Origin of the sequence: Phaeospirillum tilakii (assembly GCF_042683125.1) — a bacterium.
GTDB classification, from domain to species: Bacteria; Pseudomonadota; Alphaproteobacteria; order Rhodospirillales; family Magnetospirillaceae; genus Phaeospirillum; species Phaeospirillum tilakii.
The window spans coordinates 1-19,755 of record NZ_JBHUIY010000050.1 but is presented as its reverse complement, the minus strand read 5'-3'; the positions used below and the strand labels follow the sequence as shown (position 1 = coordinate 19,755).

General features: G+C 66.3%; 16 protein-coding genes, 1 tRNA gene and 1 pseudogene. 10 read left to right on the top strand and 8 right to left on the bottom strand.

What is annotated here, in order from left to right; genetic code table 11:
• Positions 1–186: pseudogene (locus tag ACFSNB_RS17040) on the bottom strand (hypothetical protein); the annotation flags it as partial.
• A 92-nt stretch (positions 187–278) separates the two neighbouring features.
• Here ACFSNB_RS17040 and mtgA point away from each other — a divergent pair.
• The 3 genes from mtgA to ACFSNB_RS17025 all read left to right on the top strand — a co-directional run bounded on the left by mtgA (position 279) and on the right by ACFSNB_RS17025 (position 4,889).
• Entirely contained in the window at positions 279–1,046 is a 768-nt protein-coding gene (mtgA, locus tag ACFSNB_RS17035; protein ID WP_377318759.1) for a monofunctional biosynthetic peptidoglycan transglycosylase, read from the top strand.
• Between the two features lie 315 nt (positions 1,047–1,361).
• Positions 1,362–3,083, top strand: coding sequence for a methyl-accepting chemotaxis protein (locus tag ACFSNB_RS17030; protein ID WP_377318757.1), 1,722 nt, complete (start codon positions 1,362–1,364; stop codon positions 3,081–3,083).
• Positions 3,084–3,374: 291 nt separating this feature from the next.
• Entirely contained in the window at positions 3,375–4,889 is a 1,515-nt protein-coding gene (locus ACFSNB_RS17025; RefSeq protein ID WP_377318755.1) for a pentapeptide repeat-containing protein, read from the top strand.
• Here the strand turns inward: ACFSNB_RS17025 and ACFSNB_RS17020 are convergent.
• Together ACFSNB_RS17020 and ACFSNB_RS17015 are read right to left on the bottom strand one after the other, a co-directional pair.
• Positions 4,869–6,080: an ATP-grasp domain-containing protein gene (locus ACFSNB_RS17020; RefSeq protein ID WP_377318753.1), complete on the bottom strand. Its 1,212-nt coding sequence runs from the start codon at positions 6,078–6,080 to the stop codon at positions 4,869–4,871. The genes ACFSNB_RS17025 and ACFSNB_RS17020 overlap by 21 nt on opposite strands.
• Positions 6,081–6,085: 5 nt before the next feature.
• Positions 6,086–7,024 carry a tyrosine-type recombinase/integrase gene (locus ACFSNB_RS17015; RefSeq protein ID WP_377318751.1) on the bottom strand — a complete coding sequence of 313 codons (939 nt, stop codon included), beginning with the start codon at positions 7,022–7,024 and terminating at the stop codon, positions 6,086–6,088.
• A gap of 602 nt (positions 7,025–7,626) precedes the next feature.
• Between ACFSNB_RS17015 and pstC the strand changes: the two genes are divergently transcribed.
• Genes pstC through phoB form a run of 5 tightly spaced genes read left to right on the top strand, consistent with a single transcriptional unit; the run spans position 7,627 to position 12,549 of the window.
• Entirely contained in the window at positions 7,627–9,003 is a 1,377-nt protein-coding gene (pstC, locus tag ACFSNB_RS17010) for a phosphate ABC transporter permease subunit PstC (protein WP_377318749.1), read from the top strand.
• Positions 8,996–10,309 carry a phosphate ABC transporter permease PstA gene (pstA, locus tag ACFSNB_RS17005; protein ID WP_377318747.1) on the top strand — a complete coding sequence of 438 codons (1,314 nt, stop codon included), beginning with the start codon at positions 8,996–8,998 and terminating at the stop codon, positions 10,307–10,309. The genes pstC and pstA overlap by 8 nt, the downstream gene beginning before the upstream one ends.
• Before the next feature lie 7 nt (positions 10,310–10,316).
• Positions 10,317–11,108: a phosphate ABC transporter ATP-binding protein PstB gene (gene pstB, locus ACFSNB_RS17000; protein ID WP_377318745.1), complete on the top strand. Its 792-nt coding sequence runs from the start codon at positions 10,317–10,319 to the stop codon at positions 11,106–11,108.
• Positions 11,109–11,125: 17 nt separating this feature from the next.
• Complete coding sequence (gene phoU, locus ACFSNB_RS16995; protein WP_377318743.1) at positions 11,126–11,824, top strand: phosphate signaling complex protein PhoU; 699 nt, start codon at positions 11,126–11,128, stop codon at positions 11,822–11,824.
• Entirely contained in the window at positions 11,821–12,549 is a 729-nt protein-coding gene (gene phoB, locus ACFSNB_RS16990; protein ID WP_377318741.1) for a phosphate regulon transcriptional regulator PhoB, read from the top strand. The genes phoU and phoB overlap by 4 nt, the downstream gene beginning before the upstream one ends.
• A gap of 136 nt (positions 12,550–12,685) precedes the next feature.
• Here phoB and ACFSNB_RS16985 read toward each other — a convergent pair whose 3' ends face one another.
• The 3 genes from ACFSNB_RS16985 to ACFSNB_RS16975 all read right to left on the bottom strand — a co-directional run bounded on the left by ACFSNB_RS16985 (position 12,686) and on the right by ACFSNB_RS16975 (position 16,323).
• Positions 12,686–14,080, bottom strand: a complete 1,395-nt coding sequence (locus ACFSNB_RS16985; protein WP_377318739.1) for a protein adenylyltransferase SelO — start codon at positions 14,078–14,080, stop codon at positions 12,686–12,688.
• Positions 14,081–14,185: 105 nt separating this feature from the next.
• Complete coding sequence (locus tag ACFSNB_RS16980; protein WP_377318737.1) at positions 14,186–15,100, bottom strand: oxidoreductase; 915 nt, start codon at positions 15,098–15,100, stop codon at positions 14,186–14,188.
• Positions 15,101–15,126: 26 nt separating this feature from the next.
• Entirely contained in the window at positions 15,127–16,323 is a 1,197-nt protein-coding gene (locus tag ACFSNB_RS16975; protein ID WP_377318735.1) for an MFS transporter, read from the bottom strand.
• A 112-nt stretch (positions 16,324–16,435) separates the two neighbouring features.
• Here ACFSNB_RS16975 and ACFSNB_RS16970 point away from each other — a divergent pair, with 112 nt between their 5' ends.
• Positions 16,436–17,383: a LysR substrate-binding domain-containing protein gene (locus tag ACFSNB_RS16970; protein WP_377318733.1), complete on the top strand. Its 948-nt coding sequence runs from the start codon at positions 16,436–16,438 to the stop codon at positions 17,381–17,383.
• A 132-nt stretch (positions 17,384–17,515) separates the two neighbouring features.
• Here the strand turns inward: ACFSNB_RS16970 and ACFSNB_RS16965 are convergent, their stop codons facing one another.
• Positions 17,516–17,815: a CCDC90 family protein gene (locus tag ACFSNB_RS16965; RefSeq protein WP_377318731.1), complete on the bottom strand. Its 300-nt coding sequence runs from the start codon at positions 17,813–17,815 to the stop codon at positions 17,516–17,518.
• A 443-nt stretch (positions 17,816–18,258) separates the two neighbouring features.
• A tRNA-Ser gene (locus tag ACFSNB_RS16955) sits at positions 18,259–18,346 on the bottom strand.
• A gap of 331 nt (positions 18,347–18,677) precedes the next feature.
• Here ACFSNB_RS16955 and ACFSNB_RS16950 point away from each other — a divergent pair.
• The coding region (locus ACFSNB_RS16950; RefSeq protein ID WP_377318729.1) for a ParA family protein at positions 18,678–19,755 on the top strand (1,078 nt) is incomplete at its 3' end.

Sequence of the window (19,755 nt, the reverse complement as noted above, 5' to 3'; positions counted from 1 at the left end):
GTCGCGCAAATCGGGGGCGGCGCCGTCATCGTCGGCGATGGGCGGCTCGGGCGGGGACGCCCCGGGCGGACCGGGCGGACCGGGCGGCCGGCGCCGTGCCGGCGCCTTGCGCCGCACCCGGCCGGCGGGAGCAGCCGGGACGGACGGCGACAGCGGCGGGGACGGCGCGGGGTGCGGACTCGACATCAAGCCGATCCTCGCGCAAATTCCTTAACCAATCCACGGCCTCCGTCCCGGCCGGACCGGCCGCCCCTCCCACCGCGAGCGATGGAGACCCGATGGCCCGCCGCCGGACCGATCCGCCCCGCCGGGGCCTGCCCCCCGCGGCCGAACCGGCGCGCCCCCCCGCCGCCCGCCCCACCCCGCGCTGGGGCCGCTGGCTGCGCCGGGGCCTGCTGCTGCTGGTCGGGCTGGGGGTCGGGCTGCCGCTGCTGCTGACCCTGCTGTTCCGGGTGGTGCCGCCGCCGGCGACGCCGCTGATGCTGATGCGGCTGACCGAGGGCCAGGGGATGACCCGCTCCTGGCGCGACCTCGACCAGATCTCGCCCCACCTGCGCCGGGCGGTGATCGCCGCCGAGGATTCCCGCTTCTGCCGCCATTGGGGCTTCGACTGGGACGCGATCCAGTCGGCGATGGAAAGCTACGAGGACGGCGAGCGGCTGGTCGGGGCCAGCACGATCTCGATGCAGACCGCCAAGAACCTCTATCTGTGGCCGGGCCGCACCTTCCTGCGCAAGGGGATCGAGGCCTACCTCACCCTCTATCTCGAGGCGCTGTGGCCGAAGCGGCGGATCCTCGAGGTCTATCTCAACATCGTCGAACTCGGCCCCGGCCTGTATGGCGCCGAGGCGGCTTCCAACCGCTATTTCCACAAGCCGGCCGCCGCGCTGACCCCGCGCGAGGCCGCCCTGCTGGCGGCGCTGCTCCCGGCGCCGCTGACCCGCTCGCCGTTGCGCCCCAGCGCCACCGTCACCCGCTATGCCGCGGTGATCGGCGGCCGCGCCCCGCTGATCCGCCTCGGCGCCGACGGTGCCTGCCGGCAGTAGCCGCCCTCGGGATCATCGATCCGCCATTGGTATAGGGCGGGCCGATCGCTGGCAAATCGACGGAATTTTTCAACAAAAGACGTCTTATCATCCGTTGGGCGGCAAAGCGCCTGTCGCCACCCTTAAGATCTCCTAAATTAAGGAATGATTCACTTTTGCGTATAGTGCATGCCACCCCTCTTCAATCCGAACTTGTGATTTAGGGGGATGCGGCTATGACTAGCCTAAACTGAGGCCATCCCTCAAGTCGTCAGCGCCCCACCAAGGCGCGACGGGGCAATGGCCGGGCACCTTCGGGGGGGACCGGAGAGAAAAATGACACGCTGGTTGCTGGACCTGACCGTATTCCGAAAAATTCTGCTGCCGACCTTCATCCTGACCGCCTCGATCGCGATCATCATCGCGGTCAATTCGCACAGCCTGCTGAAGATCAGCCAGAGCGCCACCGACATCATCGGCTCCGAAGTGAAGCGCTCGGTGATGACGCTCAACCTCAAGGCCGAACTCAACAACGCGGCGGTGGCGGCGCTGTCGACCCTGCTCAGCCGCAATCAGGCCGAGATCGATCAGGCCGAACAGCGTTATCAGACCAGCGTCGCCAACATCGCCAAGGTGCTCGACAGCGCGGCGGCGATGGCCGACTCGCCCGCGCGCCGGGCGGTGCTCGACGATCTGCGGGCCAAGCTGGCGCGCTACGACACCGTCACCCGGCAGGCGATGGCCCATGTCCGCGCCGGCGAGCGCGATCAGGCCTCCGAGGTGTGGCTGACCGACGGCCGCGCCGCCCGCCTCGCCTTCGGCGATCTGGTCCAGCAGCGGGTCGAGGTCAATCAGCAGGCGATGCTCGACGCGGTCGCCGCGATGGAGACCGAAACCCACACCACCATCGCCCAGGGGATCGTGCTGGGGGTGGTGCTGACCCTGGCGGCGCTGGCACTGCTGTACCTGATCGTGTCGCGGTTGGTGACGCGGCCGCTCGGTCGCCTCAGCGCGGCGGTCGATCGGCTCAATCGCGGCGACGTCTCGGTCGAGGTGACCGACGGCGGGCGCAAGGACGAGATCGGCCACATCGCCCACGCCGTGCTGATGTTCCGCGAGGCCCAGATCGAGCGCAAGCAGATCGAACAGAGCGACCGCGACCGCATGGCCACCAGCGACTACCGCACCAAGGCGGTCGGCGAGCTGATGCGCAATTTCCGCAACCGCTCGTCCGAGGTGCTGAGCCAGGTGCAGGAAGCCCATGACAGCCTGTCGGCGACGGCGCGGCAATTGTCCTCCAACGCCGACATGTCGCTGCAACGCGCCTCGACCGTCGCCGCCGCCACCCAGCAGGCCACCAGCAACGTCCAGAGCGTCGCCAGCGCCGCCGAGGAACTGTCGGTGTCGATCCGCGAGATCGGCCGTCAGGTCGAGCAATCGAGCCGGCTGTCGGCCGCCGCCAGCGACGAGGCCAAGGCCACCGACGCCACCGTGCGCGGGCTGGCCGAGGCCTCGGCCCGGATCGGCGAGGTGGTCGGGCTGATCACCGACATCGCCAGCCAGACCAACCTGCTGGCCCTCAACGCCACCATTGAGGCGGCGCGGGCCGGCGAGGCCGGCAAGGGCTTCGCGGTGGTCGCCAACGAGGTCAAGGGGCTGGCCAACCAGACCGCCAAGGCCACCGACGAGATCGGCGCCCAGATCGGCGCGGTGCAGGCCTCGACCCAGCAGGCGGTGGCGGCGATCGGCGGCATCGTCTCGCGCATCGAGGAGATCAGTTCGATCGCCGCCTCGATCGCGGCGGCGGTGGACCAGCAATCGGCCGCGACGGCGGAAATCGCCCGCAACGTCCAGCAGGCCGCCCAGGGCACCCAGGAGGTCGCCACCGCGATCGAGGGCGCCCACGAAGCCTCGGCCGAAACCGACAAGGCGGCCAGCGCGGTGCTGGCCTGCACCGACAGCCTGGCCGAGAGCAACGACGCCCTGCGTTCGGACGTCGAGACCTTCCTCGACACCATGCGCGACGTGGTCAGCAAGACGGTCAAGGCCGCCGCCTGACCCCCGCCGGGAGGGGCAAAAGCGCGGGCTCTGCCCGCACCCGCCAAGGGCCGCAAGGCCCTTGGAACCCATTGGGGGGGGGCGAACGGCTCCCTCCCTGTCGCGCCTCATCCATTCCCCAAAGTGCCCCGCCTTAATTTATCCACTTTTGGTTGCTTTGTTTCGAAGATAGATCGTTATAATTTTGTTGTGCAGATGAATGCCTTTTGGCTAAAAGCAACATGGCGGTCCAATTGCTGCATTAATACATTGATATAGTAACAATTAGTTGCATAAGGATAACTAGGAATTATGAGCAACTGGGATAGCTTAAGACCTGCACTGCCAGTGGACACCAATGGCGGACTTGGAAAAATGGAGGCCACAAAAATACTTTGCAGTCACTCCAGGAAATTTCAGGGTGACTGGAGGCCATCTATTGGGTCAACTATTTCTAACGAAAGTTTCGAAAGAAAATCAATAAAGCGCGCTCACGCGCAAAATTGTATTTTTGACAAAGTTAACTTTTCGCGGGCTGCTGGAAATGGCTCTATTTGGACTGGATCCGAATTTAATGATTGTAAATTCGACAGAAGCAATTTTTTATATTCAAATTTTTCCTCGGTTGTATTCGGAAAAAATGTAGTATTTGATGGCGCAAATTTTTCGGGATCACTATTTAATGGCGCATCATTCGATGGATCATCCCTGATTGGCTCTTCCTTTACAGAATGCAATTTTTGCGATGCAAGGATCCACGACAGCCGTGTCGAATCTTGTACGTTTGAGGACTCTAAATTCCCTGATGCGAAGTTAACTAACCTAGATCTTGCAAATACCAATATTGAGTATGTAGACTTCATTCAAGCAGAACTTAAAAATATCCGTGTATCTCTCGCCCAGTTTGCCTATGTATTTGGGATATCAAGTCAACAGATTGAAGATGAAAAAGTTATTGTCTCAACAAGCAACAAAGATTTTCCAGATCGCTACCTTCCATGGAAAGACCTCTTAAGCCTAATCCCTGTAATAATAATCCACTATCGAGAGAGTGGTGAAGAATTTCCGTATGCCAACCTCATGTTCATGTCTGGGTATCTTGATGAACTTAAGTACACTATAAATTCTGGAATATTGTCTTGCCTAGCCACATCACGCTTTCGCGACGTAAAATACTTATCAAAACTTGCTCGAATATCGAACGTCTACAATAGAGATGAGCTACACAATCTATATGATATGATAACTTTTTCGCGGGGCAAGAGGGGGGAGCAGGAAGCCTATCTCTATTCGCGGTACGAGGGAGATTTCAGGAAATATCTTCTCAGCATTGACAGTGATGTTGGCATTGATGTCAGCATCAGGATCGGGGTTGTAGATAATTCTATTGAAAATTTACTATCGTGGCTTCTTGATAGACTGGAGCGGGGATGCTCTTTGCAAGGCATCCTGCTTCGGTGGGATCGACTAGAAAGTACGATAACCTCTCCTGGCTATCTGAGTGGGCGAATTCGCGTAGCAAAGGAAAAAAAGGCTGAGCACGATCGGGTCTTGCGGGAAAAAGCTTCTCTTCTGATCGGCGCGTTGGGAGCTCTATTTGGTGCAATTTCAGCCATACCTACCTTGTCCCCTCCACAGCAAGCCGATTTCGATACTATCAGGCAAGAGATAAGAGCCGCCATCATTTTGGAAAGCTTTTACGCCAGCCTTGACACACAAACGATAGTACGACTTGGTAAAGATGGAAGGCTGATCTGGCCTGAGGAATTGCCGCCACCCGCAGGATATGTTCCTGGCCGTTGTGTTTCACCAATGGGAAAAAATTGACGGAGAGAGACCGATTTGGCGCGCCAAGGGAGTATCTGCTACGACTCTGTTGCCGATGCGCACAATGGGGTCGGAGAAATAAACGCGCGCCACCGGCGCCCCTGGAGAAAAGGTATGAGCCCCCCCTCCGAAAGAATCGTGCTCTCCGGGAAAAGTGGCTGAGTCCCGCCACTCGACGCCCGCCCCTCCCTTGAGGAACACGATAAAGCTAGCATAGGCATGCGGTACCTCGGAAAGAGTGACCGACCCGCCTTCGAAAGCCCGGCGATGAAGCATCTGCAAGGATGGCAAGCCGAGTCGTCGCAGATGACGGCTGAGAACGAACGAGGATGCCTGAAACCTTGGGTTAATTTCAACGAACATCGGGCCGCTCTCGGTTAGCAGGTAATCCACGCCAAGGACGCCGCGATAGCCTGCCGCCTGTAGGCGTTGCGCCACCAGTCTCGAAATTTTTGCGATCTCCGACAACATGCTGTGGGATAACGAGGACGCAGCGGAGAAATCTCCCCCGCGGTACAGCAACTTCCCCCGCCCGTCCTTCTCGATGAGTTGGATGGACGGTTGCAGGACCATCAAGTCATCTAAGCCGATCACGACATGAACATTGATCGGAATGGCATCAATATAGGGCGATGCAATAAGTTCGTATCCCTTTAAGAGGTCAATCCGGCTGGCGCAATTTTTCTCATTGACGAGGATTGTTCCTTCACCGCCTGCACCATAGGCCGATTGAATGACAAAACGTCTGTTTCCTGGAAAAAGACGGGTTAAGGCCTCAAAGGTACAATCAGTTCTGAACAGACACACAGCAGGAACGACTGGCGCAAATGACGCGACCATCGACCGCGCCCTGAACTTGTCCTTACATAATCGAATGATCTGTTGCTTATTGATGTACGGAAATGATTTTAAAAAAACACTGTCTACTGAATTCCATTCGCTTCCATAACAAAAAAATACCGAGTCTTGGTCGCTAATGATAGTTTTTTCAATTTTTTCCTTAAAAAAATATTTTATTTTTTCAGCATCATCATATGAATTCTGATTCAGTCTGTGTTTGTGTTCTGATTCGTAGCATTCGGAGCCGAGACAGATGCGGCTCGACCCAAACAAAGTTATCGCTCCGGCAAAATTATCCTCGTCTCCCTGGATATCTGCCAAGCGCGAGCCAACCCAATATATTTTGCTCATAATTCCTAGTTATCAGCCGCACCACCTATCCACATTCTTTTCAACGTATTAGCCCGTTCCAGCGTCGCTTTGAGGCTGGAATCGCTGACCTGGGTGTAGATCTGGGTGGTGGCGATACTGGCATGGCCCAGCAGTTTCTGAACGAAGCGGATGTCAACCCCGGCCTCGATCAGTTGAGTCGCGGCGGTGTGGCGCAGCATATGCGGGGTGACGCGACGCTCGATCCCCGCTGCCCGCGCCAGTTGGCTCAGGCGGCGGCGGATCGTCTGGGCGGTCAAGGCTACGCCATCCGCGCCCACCAGCAGCCGGTCCGAGCCGGAGCCAGGCGCCGCGCGGGCGGCGAGATAACCGCGCAGGATCCGTTCCGCCTCCGCCCCCGGCAGATAGACCCGTCGTTCGCGGTTGCCTTTGCCGCGCACCCGGATCGTCGCCGCGACCGGATCGACCTCCTCCAGCCCGACCGAGACCAGTTCGCCGATGCGCAGGCCGGTGGTGAACAGGCAGACGATGATGAAGCGGGTCTGCACCTCGGCGAACCCGCCCCCCTGGGCGGCCCGTTCGGCGGCGGCGAGCAGGCGCCGCATCTCCTCGGGCGACAGTGCCCGGGGCAGGCGGCGCGGCAGGCGAATCGTCAGGTCAAGCCGGTGAAACGGACTGAGCGCGATCACCTCGTCCCGTTCCAGCCAGCGGAACATCACCTTCAATGCCGCCATCCGGCGCTTGACCGAGCTTTCCTTCAGTCCCTCCACGTCAAACAGGTGGGCGGCGTAGCTCCGCAACAGGGCCCGGTCGATGCCATCGATCGCTTTCCGCCCGCCGGCAAAGGCGGCGAAGTCGGCCAGATCGGTCCGATAGGCCCGCAGGGTATTCGCTGAAAGACAGCGCCCAACCCGGCAGTGCTCAATAAAACGAGAAATGCATTCGGTAAGAATCACCTGCGCCACCCGACAAGAACGCTCTCCTCCTGCCGTTCATCCGTCTCTCCACCCGCCTTGACAAGAAACAAATTCGCCTTGTCATCTTCAACTCTGATCGCGTTTATCCGTTGGTCATGCCTGACGCCTTTTTGCCGCATCCCCGCCAAGCTTCACCGGCAAAAGGATTGTCATCATCCGGTCAAGACAGCGAACGGCGGCAACGCCCTTCGGCGTCGAGACGGCGGCGGGCGGGGCGGCCGGGGCTTCGCGGCTCCCCTCCGCCGCGACCGTCACAAAAGCTTCATCAAACCGTCAAAGAGGCGTAACCCCCCCCGGCTATGGTGGCGACGCAGCCGGGGACAGCCGCCGAGGCGGCACCGTGTTGGCCTCGATCGGAGGTTCGATGTTGAGAGGAACCAGGAGAGGGGACGCGTCGGCCCCGGCGTGGCAAGCGCGCCCGACCGGCGGTCACGCGCCGTCATCGCCTCGCCTGTTCCGATGATCCCGGCCGTCTCCCCCGGTGGGCGACGGGACGCTCCCGCCGGGGTGTTTGTTTCCCTGCCGCCGATGCGCTCTGTTACAGTCCGCCCCGGCGTCCCGCCCTCCCGCCCACCAGTCAGACCCGGTCCATGTCGCTGATCCTGCTGACCCTCGTTCTTCTCGCCCTCACCGCCTACGGTTTCAGCACCGGGCGCCGCAAGGCCCTGGCGGTCGCCGACGGCAATCCGCGCCTGCTGCATTCGCTGCCCAACCATCACGGTTATCTGGTCGCGCTGTGGTGCGGCCTGCCCGCCCTGCTGGTGGTGGTCGGCTGGCTGGTGTTCGAGCCGGCGCTGCTGCATGCCCTGGTCACCGCCTCGCTGCCGCCCGATCTCGCCGGCCTGCCCGCCGAGCGGCTGGCCCTGGTCTACAACGAGATCCGCAACGTCGCCCACAACGGTACCGCGCCGAGCAGCCCGGCGGTGGCCGAGGCCGCCCATCATCTGCTCGCCCTGCGCGAGACGATGTTCGCCACCGTCGCCGCGCTGGCCCTCGGCGTCGCCGTCGCCGGTCTGGCCTGGGCCCGCACCCGGGTCCATCGCGACCTGCGCGCCCGCAACCGGGTCGAACGGGTGGTGACGATCGCGCTGATGATCTCCTCGACCGTGGCGATCTTCACCACCATCGGCATCGTCCTGTCGCTGCTGTTCGAATCGCTGCGCTTCTTCCAGTTCGTGCCGCTGACCGACTTCCTGTTCGGCACCTCGTGGAGCCCGCAGACGGCGATGCGCGCCGGCCAGGTCGGCAGTTCGGGCGCGTTCGGCGCGGTGCCGCTGTTCACCGGCACCCTGCTGATCGCCGGCATCGCCCTGGTGGTGGCGGTGCCGATCGGGCTGCTGGCCGCGATCTACATGGCGGAATACGCCCTGCCCCGCTTCCGCGCGGTGGTCAAGCCGCTGCTCGAGGTGCTGGCCGGCATCCCCACCGTGGTCTACGGCTTCTTCGCCGCCCTCACCGTCGCCCCGTTCGTGCGCGACACCGGCCTCGCCCTCGGCCTCGACGTCGCCTCGGAAAGCGCGCTGGCCGCCGGGCTGGTGATGGGGATCATGATCATCCCCTTCGTCTCCTCGCTGTCGGACGACGTCATCACCGCCGTGCCGCAATCCCTGCGCGAGGGTGCCTACGGCCTGGGCGCCACCAAGTCCGAGACGATCAAGCAGGTGGTGCTGCCCGCCGCTTTGCCCGGCATCGTCGGCGGCGTGCTGCTGGCCGCCTCGCGCGCGATCGGCGAGACGATGATCGTGGTGATGGCCGCCGGGCTGGCCGCCAACCTCACCGCCAATCCGCTCAAGGCGGTGACCACCGTCACCACCCAGATCGTCACCCTGCTGGTCGGCGACCAGGAATTCGACAGCCCGAAGACCCTGGCGGCCTTCGCCCTCGGCCTCGCTCTGTTCACCATCACCCTTTCGCTCAACGCCGTGGCGTTGCACATCGTCAACAGGTACCGGGAAAGATATGACTGACACCACCCAGGCCGCCGCGTTGGCCGCCGAGCGGACCAGCGCCGACACCGTCGCCGCCCGGCTGAAGCGGCGCCATGCCGCCGAACGCCGCTTCCGCGCCGTCGGACTGGGCGCGGTGCTGTTCGCCCTTGGCTTCCTCGGCATCCTGCTCACCACCATCCTCGGCAACGGGATGTCGGCCTTCCTCTCGACCTACGTCAAGGTCGAGGCCAGCTTCGACCCGGCCCTGCTCGGGATCGAGGGCGCCCCCACCGCCGAGACCATCGCCGCCGCCGATTATCGCGCGGTGATCCGCCAGGGGCTGGCGCGCGCCTTTCCCGAGGCGCAGAGCCGCACCGAGCAGCGCCAGTTGATGGGGTTGGTGTCGAGCGGGGCCGAGGCCGACCTGCGGTCGATGCTGCGCGATGACCCGGCCCTGCTCGGCCAGACCCGCGAGGTCTGGCTGCTGGCCAACGACGACATCGACATGGCGGTCAAGGGCCACGCCCCGCGTCAGGCCGGCGTTCCCGGCAGCCGGCTGAGCGAGAACCAGTTGCGCTGGCTGAGCGCGCTCGAGGCGCGCGACGCGGTCAAGACCCGCTTCAACACCATCCTGTGGACCTCGGGCGATTCGCGCCAGCCGGAACTGGCCGGGTTGTGGGGGGCGATCGTCGGCTCGGTGTTCTCGCTGACCATCACCCTGCTGGTCAGCTTCCCGCTCGGGGTCGCCACCGCGGTCTATCTGGAGGAATTCGCCCCCAAGAACCGCTGGACCGACCTGATCGAGGTCAACATCAACAATCTGGCGGCGGTGCCGTCGGTGGTGTTCGGCCTGCTCGGGCTCGCGGTGTTCCTCAACGCCTTCGGCATGCCGCGCTCGGCCCCGCTGGTCGGCGGTCTGGTGCTGGCGCTGATCTGTCTGCCCACCATCATCATCGCCGCCCGCGCGGCGATGAAGGCGGTGCCGCCCTCGATCCGCGAGGCCGCCGCCGGGCTCGGCGCCTCGCGGCTCCAGGTGGTGGTCGATCACGTCCTGCCGCTGTCGATGCCGGGAATCCTGACCGGCACCATCCTCGGCATGGCCCACGCCCTGGGCGAGACCGCGCCGCTCTTGATGATCGGCATGGTCGCCTTCATCGTCGACATCCCGGCCACCCCGCTCGACCCGGCGGCGGTGCTGCCGGTCCAGGTCTATCTGTGGGCCGACAGTCCCGAACGCGCCTTCGTCGAGCGCACCTCGGCCGCGATCATGGTGCTGCTGCTGTTCCTGGCGGCGATGAATCTTGTCGCGATCCTGCTGCGCAAGAAATTCGAAAGAAAGTGGTAGCCGTCTCATGAACAGCCCGGTCAACCCCCGCGCCATCGAGGGCCGCGCCAAGATCTCGGCCCGGGGTCTCAACGTCCATTACGCCGAAAAGCACGCGCTGCATTCGGTCGATCTCGACATCCATTCCGGCGAGGTCACCGCGCTGATCGGCCCGTCCGGCTGCGGCAAATCGACCTTCCTGCGCTGCATCAACCGGATGAACGACATGGTCGAGACGGCGCGGGTCAGCGGCCGGCTGACCATCGACGGCGCCGACATCTACGATCGCGGCCTCGACGTGGTGCAGTTGCGGGCGCGGGTGGGGATGGTGTTCCAGAAGCCCAATCCCTTCCCCAAATCGATCTACGACAACGTCGCCTACGGTCCGCGCATCCACGGCCTCGCCCGCGACCAGGAGGAACTGGACGAGATCGTGATGACCAGCCTGGAAAAGGCCGGCCTGCTGGGCGAGGTCAAGGACCGGCTGACCGAATCCGGCACCGGCCTGTCGGGCGGGCAGCAACAGCGGCTGTGCATCGCCCGCGCCATCGCGGTCGGCCCCGAGGTGATCCTGATGGACGAGCCCTGTTCGGCGCTCGACCCGATCGCCACCGCCAAGGTCGAGGAACTGATCGACGAGCTGCGCGACAATTACACCATCGTGATCGTCACCCATTCGATGCAGCAGGCGGCGCGGGTGTCGCAGCGCACCGCCTTCTTTCATCTCGGCAAGCTGATCGAGGTCGGCGACACCGAACAGATCTTCACCAATCCGCAACAGCCCCTGACCCAGGGCTACATCACCGGCCGCTTCGGATAATCACGGGAGGGCCGCGCATGGAAGAAGTGCATACCGTCAAATCCTACGACGAGGAACTGGCCCACCTGACCGGGATCATCGCCCGGATGGGGGGAATGGCCGAGGCCCAGCTGACCGCCGGGCTTCAGGCGCTGGCCCGGCGCGACGACGACCTCGCTCAGCGGGTGGTGGCCGGCGACGCCCGCATCGACGAACTCGACCGCGAGGTGCAGAGCTTCGCCGTCCGCCTGCTGGCGCTGCGCCAGCCGATGGCGGTCGATCTGCGCCAGATCGTCGGCGCCCTCAACATCTCGGGCGAGATCGAGCGGGTCGGCGATTATGCCGCCAACCTCGCCAAGCGGGCGTTGGTGCTCAACCGCGCCGGCATCACCGCGCCGGTGGCCGGGGTGGTGCGGCTGGGTGAGATGGTGCGCGGCCTGCTGAAGGACGTGCTCGACGCCTATCTCGAAAAGGACCTGACCAAGGCGCTCGGGGTGTGGAGCCGCGACGAAGAGGTCGACGCGATGTACAACGCGGTGATGCAGGATCTGATCACCCTGATGACCGAGGATCCCGGCACCATCGCCACCGCCACCCACCTGTTGTTCATGGCCAAGAACATCGAACGAATCGGCGACCACGCCACCAACATCGCCGAGGCCCTGCATTACCAGATCCTCGGCACCTCGCCGGCCGGTTCGCGGCCGAAGGGAAACACCGTCGGAGGACCGGAATGAGCCAGCGCGACCCCAACCCGGCCGGGCAGGCCAAGCCGCTGATCCTGATCGTCGAGGACGAAGCCTCGCTCGCCACCATGCTGCGCTACAACCTCGAGAAGGAGGGGTTCCGCGTCTGCGAGGCCGGCGACGGCGAGGAGGCGCTGACCCTGGTGGCGGAACGCCGGCCCGATCTGGTGCTGCTCGACTGGATGCTGCCGGCGCTGTCGGGGATCGAGGTCTGCCGCCAGTTGCGGCGCAAGCCGGCCACCCGCGACCTGCCGATCATCATGCTGACCGCGCGCGGCGAGGAAAGCGACAAGATCCGCGGCCTCAACACCGGGGCCGACGATTACCTGACCAAGCCGTTTTCGCTGCCCGAACTGATGGCCCGCACCCGCGCCCTGCTGCGCCGGGTCCAGCCGGTGCCGCAGAAGGGCCAGCTGGCCTGGGGCGACATCAGCATGGACCTCGCCGCCCACCGCGTCTCCCGCGCCGGCCGGCCGATCCATCTCGGCCCGACCGAGTTCCGCCTGCTGCAATTCTTTCTCCAGCATCCCGGCACGGTGTTCTCGCGCGAGGAACTGCTCGACGCGGTGTGGGGGCCGGACATCTATGTCGAGCCGCGCACGGTGGACGTCCATATCCGCCGCCTGCGCAAGGCGCTCAACTGCGACACCGAAAGCGACATCATCCGCACCGTCCGCGCCGCCGGCTACGCCCTCGACGCCGAATCCGCCGCCTGATTGCCCGGGCTCCGCCCGGACCCGCCAAGGGCCGCAAGGCCCTTGGAACCCTTTGATTGTCCTTCGGAACCCCGACCATCGACGGGATCCAAGGGCCCCCGGCCCTTGGCGGGTGCGGGCAGAGCCCGCCTCTTCCTCAGGTGCCGCAGAAGGTGCGGTGGGGCGGCGCCTCGGGCGGCGGCGGGGCCTGATAGGCCTCCAGCCCCGGCCGGGTCCGGTAAGGCTCGGCCAGCACCGCCAGCAGCCGCTCGAACGGGGCCAGATCGCCCGCCTCGGCCGCCGCCAGCGCGTCCTCGACCCGCTGGTTGCGCGGGATGTAGGCCGGATTGTGCCGCCGCATCAGGTCGACGACCGGAGCGCGGGCGCGCCAGCGTTCGCCCCAGCCCTGCGGCAGCGGCGGATCGGGATCGTCGCTCAGGGCGCGGAAGGTATTGGTGTAATCGGCGCCGGTGCGCTGCATCCAGTCGAGCAGTTCGGCAATCAGCGCCTCGTCGCCGGGCTGGAGCGCGGCCAGGCCGAGCTTGCCCCCCAGCATCGCCCGATGGCGCGCCGTCACCGTGGCGCCGAACCCCTCGATCACCGCCTCGGCCCGCGCCAGCCCGTCGGGATCGAGCGGCAGCAGCGCCTCGGCCAGCCGGGCAAGGTTCCACTGCGCGCAGGCCATCTGGTTGCCGAAGGCGTAGCGGCCGCCATGATCGATCGAGCTGAACACCATCGCCGGGTGGTAGCGGTCGAGGAAGGCGCACGGGCCGTAATCGATCGTCTCGCCGGAAATGGTCATGTTGTCGCTGTTCATCACCCCGTGGACGAAGCCGACCCGCATCCAGCCGACCACCAGATCGGCCTGCCGGTCGGCCACCGCCGCCAGGAAGGCCCACGGCAGGTCGTCGCGACCGGCGAGGCCGGGATCGTGCCGCGCCACCGCGTAATCGAGCAGCGCCCGCAGCTCGGCCGCGCCGCGCCGCGCCGCATATTCGAAGCTGCCGACCCGCAGATGGCTGGCGGCGACCCGGGTCAGGATCGCCCCGGCCAGCGGGGTCTGGCGCAGCACCGTCTCGCCGGTCGTCACCACCGCCAGGGCGCGGGTGGTGGGCAGGCCGAGGGCGTGCATCGCCTCGCCGAACAGATATTCGCGCAGCATCGGCCCGAGCGCGGCGCGACCGTCGCCGCCGCGCGAATAGGGGGTACGCCCCGCCCCCTTCAATTGGAGATCGACCCGGCCGCCATCGGGGCGGAGATGCTCGCCGAGCAGGATCGCCCGCCCGTCGCCGAGGACGTTGAAAAAACCGAACTGATGGCCGGCATAGGCCTGGGCCAGCGGTTCGGCCCCCTCGGGCAGGCAATTGCCGGCGAACAGCGGCGCCGCCTCCCCCGCCTCGCCGAGGGCAGGGTCGAGCCCCAGCTCGGCGGCGAGGGCGTGATTGAACCGCACCAGCCGGGGCGCGGCGACCGGACTCGGCCCGATCCGGGTGTAGAGCGTCGGCGGCAGGCGGCCATAGCTGTTGTCGAAGCGCCAGCAAGGCTGCGGCATCATGGCTCTCCCAAGTCTGCTTTTCAGACTTAGTCTAATGCCAAACCTCGCCGAAGACCAGGAACGAGGCGTCCCCCCCCCGACAGACGCTCAGCCGAGGATCGCTCAGCCGGGGCCGTCGCTGGCGGCGGCCAGCAGCGGCACGACCAGATCGCTGATCGGCGTCGGGATGCCATGGAAGCGGCCATAACGCTGCACCACCCCGTTGCGGATGTCCCATTCGAGCGGGCGGCCGGCCTCCCGGTCGGCGAGGATCGAGCTGCCCATGTCGGCCGGCAGAGCCTGGAACTGGGCCAGGATCTCTTGCGCCACCGCGTCGCCCAGCACCGCGCCCTCCGCCCGCGCCACCGCCAGGCCTTCCCGCAGATAGGCCAGCGCCAGCCCGGCGATGTCGGCGCGGGAGAACATCGCGGCGCGGCGCCCCGCCAGCACCATCAGCCCCGCCACCGCGTTCTGGAGCAGCTTGCGCCAGGCCAGGGAGGTGAAATCGGCAGCGGCGGCGAGCTCGACCGCGCAGCGCGTCCCCTGCAACGCCGCCACCACCACGCCGACCGCCGGCGTCTGTGGCAGGGTGAGGCGGGGCTTGCCGCGCAGCCAGACCGAACCGTCCGGCTGGCGTTGGGCGGGGAACCACACCACCGAGGGCAGCACCGGGCTGCCGGGCAGGGAGGGGGCGATGCGCCTTTCCTGCTCGACGCCATTCTGCAACACGCAGACCACGGTCCGCGCGTCGCACAAGGCGGCAAACCACGGCGCCGCCGCCTCGATCTGGGTTGCCTTGACCGCGACGAAGAGCAGATCGACCGTGGTTTCGATCGTGGCCGGATCGGTCCGCACCGGCCCCGGAACCAGAAGGTCGCCGCCGTCGCCGCGCAGGGTCAGCGACGGCAGCGCCGTGCGGCCACACAGCATCGGGGTGCGGCCGGCCTCGTGCAGCGCGGCGGCGATGGTGGTGCCGATCGCCCCCGGACCGAGCAGGGCGATGGTGGGCGCAATGGTGGGAAGCGGAGGGGGGGCCATCGTGATGGATACCTGCGGTGTGGGGGTTATCGGGGGGTCTGGCGGCGGGGCAGATGGGGCCGCAGCATCAGCACCAGCGGCAGGATCAGGACGGCGGTCGCCGCCGTGGCCAGCACGCCGATCGTCCGGGTGCCGTGGTCGGCGATCGCGCCATACAGGATCGGCGCGATCCCGCCCGCGCCGATCACGCAGGTGTAGAAGATCGCGAAGGCCCGGCTCCGGTCGCCCCGGGCCAGCTCGGGCACGGTGCCGTACAGAACCGAGGAGGTGCCGTTCAGCACGAGGCCGAGCCAGGGCAGCAGGACGAGGGTCGGCAGCAGCGGGGTGACCAGCGTCGCCGCGATCAGCGCCGCCGTGGCGGCTTCGGTCGCCAGCACGCTGCCGACCACCCCCAGCCGCTCGCCGAGCCAGGCACAGCCCGCCTTGCCGAACGCCCCGCCGATGAACAGCAAAGCGAGGGCGGCGCCGATTGTGGGCGTGTCCCCGCCCCGTTGCTGGATGAGGAAGGGCAGGAACAGCAGATAGCCCATCCGGGTCGCCGTATCGAGCGCCCCGATCGTCGCGAGGATCGGAAAGCCGCCACGGCCACCGCCGGCTTCCGTCCGGTTCGGGGCGGTCCGGGTGGCGGGAACCGCCGGGACCAGTCCCCCCAGGGCGACCGCCAGCCCGAACCCCAGCACCGCCAGCACCACCAGCACCGCGCGCCAGTCGAGCAGCGGCAACAGCAGCGCGATCAGCGCCGGCAAGGCGGCTTTGCCGAGATCGCCGGAAAAATTGTAAAGGCCGAGGGGACGTCGCGACGCCTCGCCGTAATTGTCGGCCACCAGCGCCGAAGCCCGCGGATGCTGGAGGCTCGATCCGAGCCCGGCGACGACCAGACCGACGCACAGCCCGGCAAAACCGAAGGGCAGCGCCATGATCAGCAGGCCGGTCGCGGCGAGGACGGTCGCCAGGACCAGCACCGCGCGCGGCGACCAAGCGCGCAGCACACGGTCGGACGGGATCTGGAGACCCCCCATGGTGGCGGAATAGAGGGCGCGCACCACCGCCACCCCCGCATAGGACAGCCCGAACTGCCCCTGCCAGAGCGGCAGGAAGGCGTAGAGGCCATCGGTGTAGCCGTCATGCAGGGCGTGGGCGAGACAGGCCGCCAGCAGGCTGCGCTTCTGCCGGGGCGCCCGAGAATCGGGCGGCGTCCCGGAAAGGTCTGTCGAGGAGGCCATGGGCAGGGCTCGGTCGTACCGGTTGCGGATCCCAACCCTATCCATGTGAAATTTTATCGACTAGCCTGTTTCCCATCACGGATAGCGTTCGTTTTTCTCACGGATCCGCCCGATGCGTCGCCTTCCCCCCTTGAACGCCCTGCGCATCTTCGAGGTCGCCGCCCGGACCGGCAGCTATGCCGAGGCCGGGGCCGAACTCGGCCTGACCCATGGCGCGGTCAGCCGCCAGATCGCCACGCTCGAAGGCTGGCTGGGGCAACGGCTGTTCACCCGGGACGGAAGGCGGATGGTGGCGACGCCGGCGGCGAAGATCTTCGCCGCCGAGGTCGGCCTGTCGTTCGACCGTCTGGCGGTGGCGGCGGAGGCCTGCGGCCGCCCCGCCGCGCGGCGCCTGCTGCGGGTCAGCGCCCCGACCAGTCTGGCGATGCGCTGGCTGATCCCCCGGCTCGACCGCTATCACGCCGATCATCCCCAGGTCGAAGTGGTGGTCACGACGGTGTCCTGCGTGGTGGAGGATCTGCGCGGCGGCGTCGATGTGTCGATCCGCCGTGGCGTGGCCCGCGACGATCTGTGGCCCCGGCATCGCGCCGTTCCGGTGCTGGAGGACGTCGACACGCTGATCATGAGCCCGGCACTGTTCGCGCGCCGGCCGGTGCTGGTTCCGGCCGACATCGAGGGGCACACCCTGCTGGCCAGCGAAACCCGTGCCGGCGACTGGGCCAACTGGCTTGAGGCGGCCGGACTGGCCCATCTGGCCGGCCTGCCCCGCCGGACCTTCGACCACTTCTTCGTGACGCGTCAGGCGGTGGAAGACGGGCTGGGCCTGGGGATCGGTCCGCTGCCGATGCTGGAGCTCGACGTTGCCGCCGGCCGGCTGCTGACGCCGCTGCCGGAGATCCGGGTGCCACGCACCGGGTATGTCGCGATCATCCCCCGCCGGGCCGAGGCCGGCACCCTGGCCACCGGCTTCGTCGATTGGCTGGTCGAAGAGAGGCGCGCCTCGGCAGACCCCGGCGTGGACCGTGGGGGCGAGGATCGGGCCTGCGAGGGGCGGATCTGACCTCCAGCAACGGCTTCCCTCGCGGTTGGACTCCCGCAGGCGACATGGCGCGCGCAAGCAGCAAACGCGCGCCCGGCGGGTCAAGGCCGCAACCGCTCGGTTGGACGCGCGCCAAGCCGAGCCGGGGCGCCGTCAGTGCAGCAGCTTGACGGCGGCGATGATCAGCGCGGTCTGGGCGACGATGGTGCCGAACATCCACTTGATGATGTCAGCTTTTGCCTCGGCGATCTCGGCTTTCAGTTCGGTTCTCACCGCAGCGATCCCGGCTTTCAGTTCGGTTTTCACCTCGGCGATCTCAGCCTTCAGTTCGGTTTTGGCTTCGATCAGATCGGTCTTGGTCGCCGCCTGGCTGTCGAGAAACTCGCCGAGGGCCTCGACCTGGGCGCGACTGAAGCCGGCATCCTGAAGCCTGAAGGCGGCGTTGGTGCTCATGCCGCCTTCTCCCGCAGCCTGACCCCCGGCCCGCCACCGTCGATGAATTCGACCCCAGCCCCCTCCAGGGTGGCGCGGATGGTTTCCACGGTACGTGGGTAGAGGCTCTCGCCCCGTTCCAGGCGGGTGATGGTTCCCGGGGCGACATCGGCTAGGGCGGCAAGCTCCCTTACGCCCAACCCCAGGCCCGCACGGGCCATCCTGCATTGTTCTGGCGTCATCGGAAGATTGATATCCCGCATCAATGAGCGCGTTGACGGCGACCGGCGCCGTTTGACACACTGTATCAATCTTGCAACCAAGGGGCAAGGTGGCCGGATGAGGGGGCGGCTCGGAAGTCTCGCCCGCCCCCACGCGAAGGCCCGATTGGGGAGTCATTGCGGGATCAGACGGGGCCCCAAAAACAAGAAACCAAGCCTTTTCAGGGGCTTGGTTCGAATTGTTGGCGGAAGCGGTGGGATTCGAACCCACGAATCCTTGCGGATTGCTGGTTTTCAAGACCAGTGCCTTCAACCACTCGGCCACGCTTCCCCCGGCATACGGGGCCAGGACAACTGATACCCCGCGAGGGGCCGTGGTGGCAAGCCTCGGCGCGGCGGCGCGCCGCCCGCCCCCGCCCGGACCGGCCGGCGCGCGTGTCACGGCGATGAACGTCATAGACAAAAAACCATAGCGCGAACGGGTGACAGTAAATCTCACGCCAAGTCTTTCGACCGAAGGGCGAGATCGACGCATTACGGTTCAAATTCCACCAATTTTGCCGATAAAATCATTTCCGGCGCCCCGCGCCGACTGCCATGATCAATGCCGCCGCCCCGGCGGGATTTCCCCCACCGCATTCTTTGGTTATAATCCCGGTGCCATGAATCCTCTTCCGCCGACCGCTCCGCTGCCGTCCCCGGCATCGACCGCCCCGGCCGGGGCGGTGGTGACGGATGCGGCGGGGACGGCCGCGCCCTTCCTGGTCGCCATCTGCAATCACAAGGGCGGCGTCGCCAAGACCACCACCTGCCTCAATCTCGCCCTCGGCCTCGCCGCCGCCGGCCAGAGCGTGGCGGTGGCCGATTTCGATTCGCTCGGCACCGCCACCCGCGCCCTCGGCGCCGAGGGGGCCCGCCTCGGCAGTTACGAGGTGCTGACCGGGCGCTGCCGGCTCGACGCCGCGCTGCACCCCACCCCCCAGGCCGGGGTGTCGATGGTGGCCGCCACCGCCAACCTCCATCTCGCCGAGGTCGAACATGAGGTGATCGGGCTCGATGCCCGCCGCCTGCGCGCCCGGCTCGGCGCCAGCGGCCGGATCGACACCCTGCTGATCGACTGCCCGCCCTCGCTGGGGGTGATCGCGGTCAATCTGGTCTCCGCCGCCGATCTGGTGCTGGTGCCGGTGCCGCCGACCGCCTATGCCCGCGACGGGCTCGCCAAGACGCTCGACATCATCACCGCCTGCCGCAACGGCGGCGGCGGACCGGCGCCGCGCATCCTGATCACCATGGCCGACCCCGACGATCCCGCCGCCGCCGCCGCGATCGCCCGCATCCGCCAGGACCATCGCGAGCAGGTCTACCCCGTCGCGATCCCGTTCGACCGGCGCAACGAAACCCTGGCCGCCGACGGCCGCATCCTGCTGGCCGCCGCCCCCGACAGCCCCAGCGCCGCCGCCTATCTCCACGCCACCCTCGGCCTGATGCGCGATCTGCGCCGGCTTCCCCGGCCGGCGCTGGCGGCCGCGCCCCCCCCGGCGGCGCTGACGCCCCCCGCCCCGCCGCCGCCCGCACCGGCCGAAAACCTCGTCCCGGCCGAAAACGTCGCCCCGGCCGAAAACGTCGCCCCGTCCCGTCCCGTCCCGCCGCCGGCCGCGCCGCTGCCAAAGCCGCCGGCACGGCGCGGCCGGACCACCGCGATGTCGCTTGCCGCCGGCCTCGCCGGACTGGCGGCGCTGG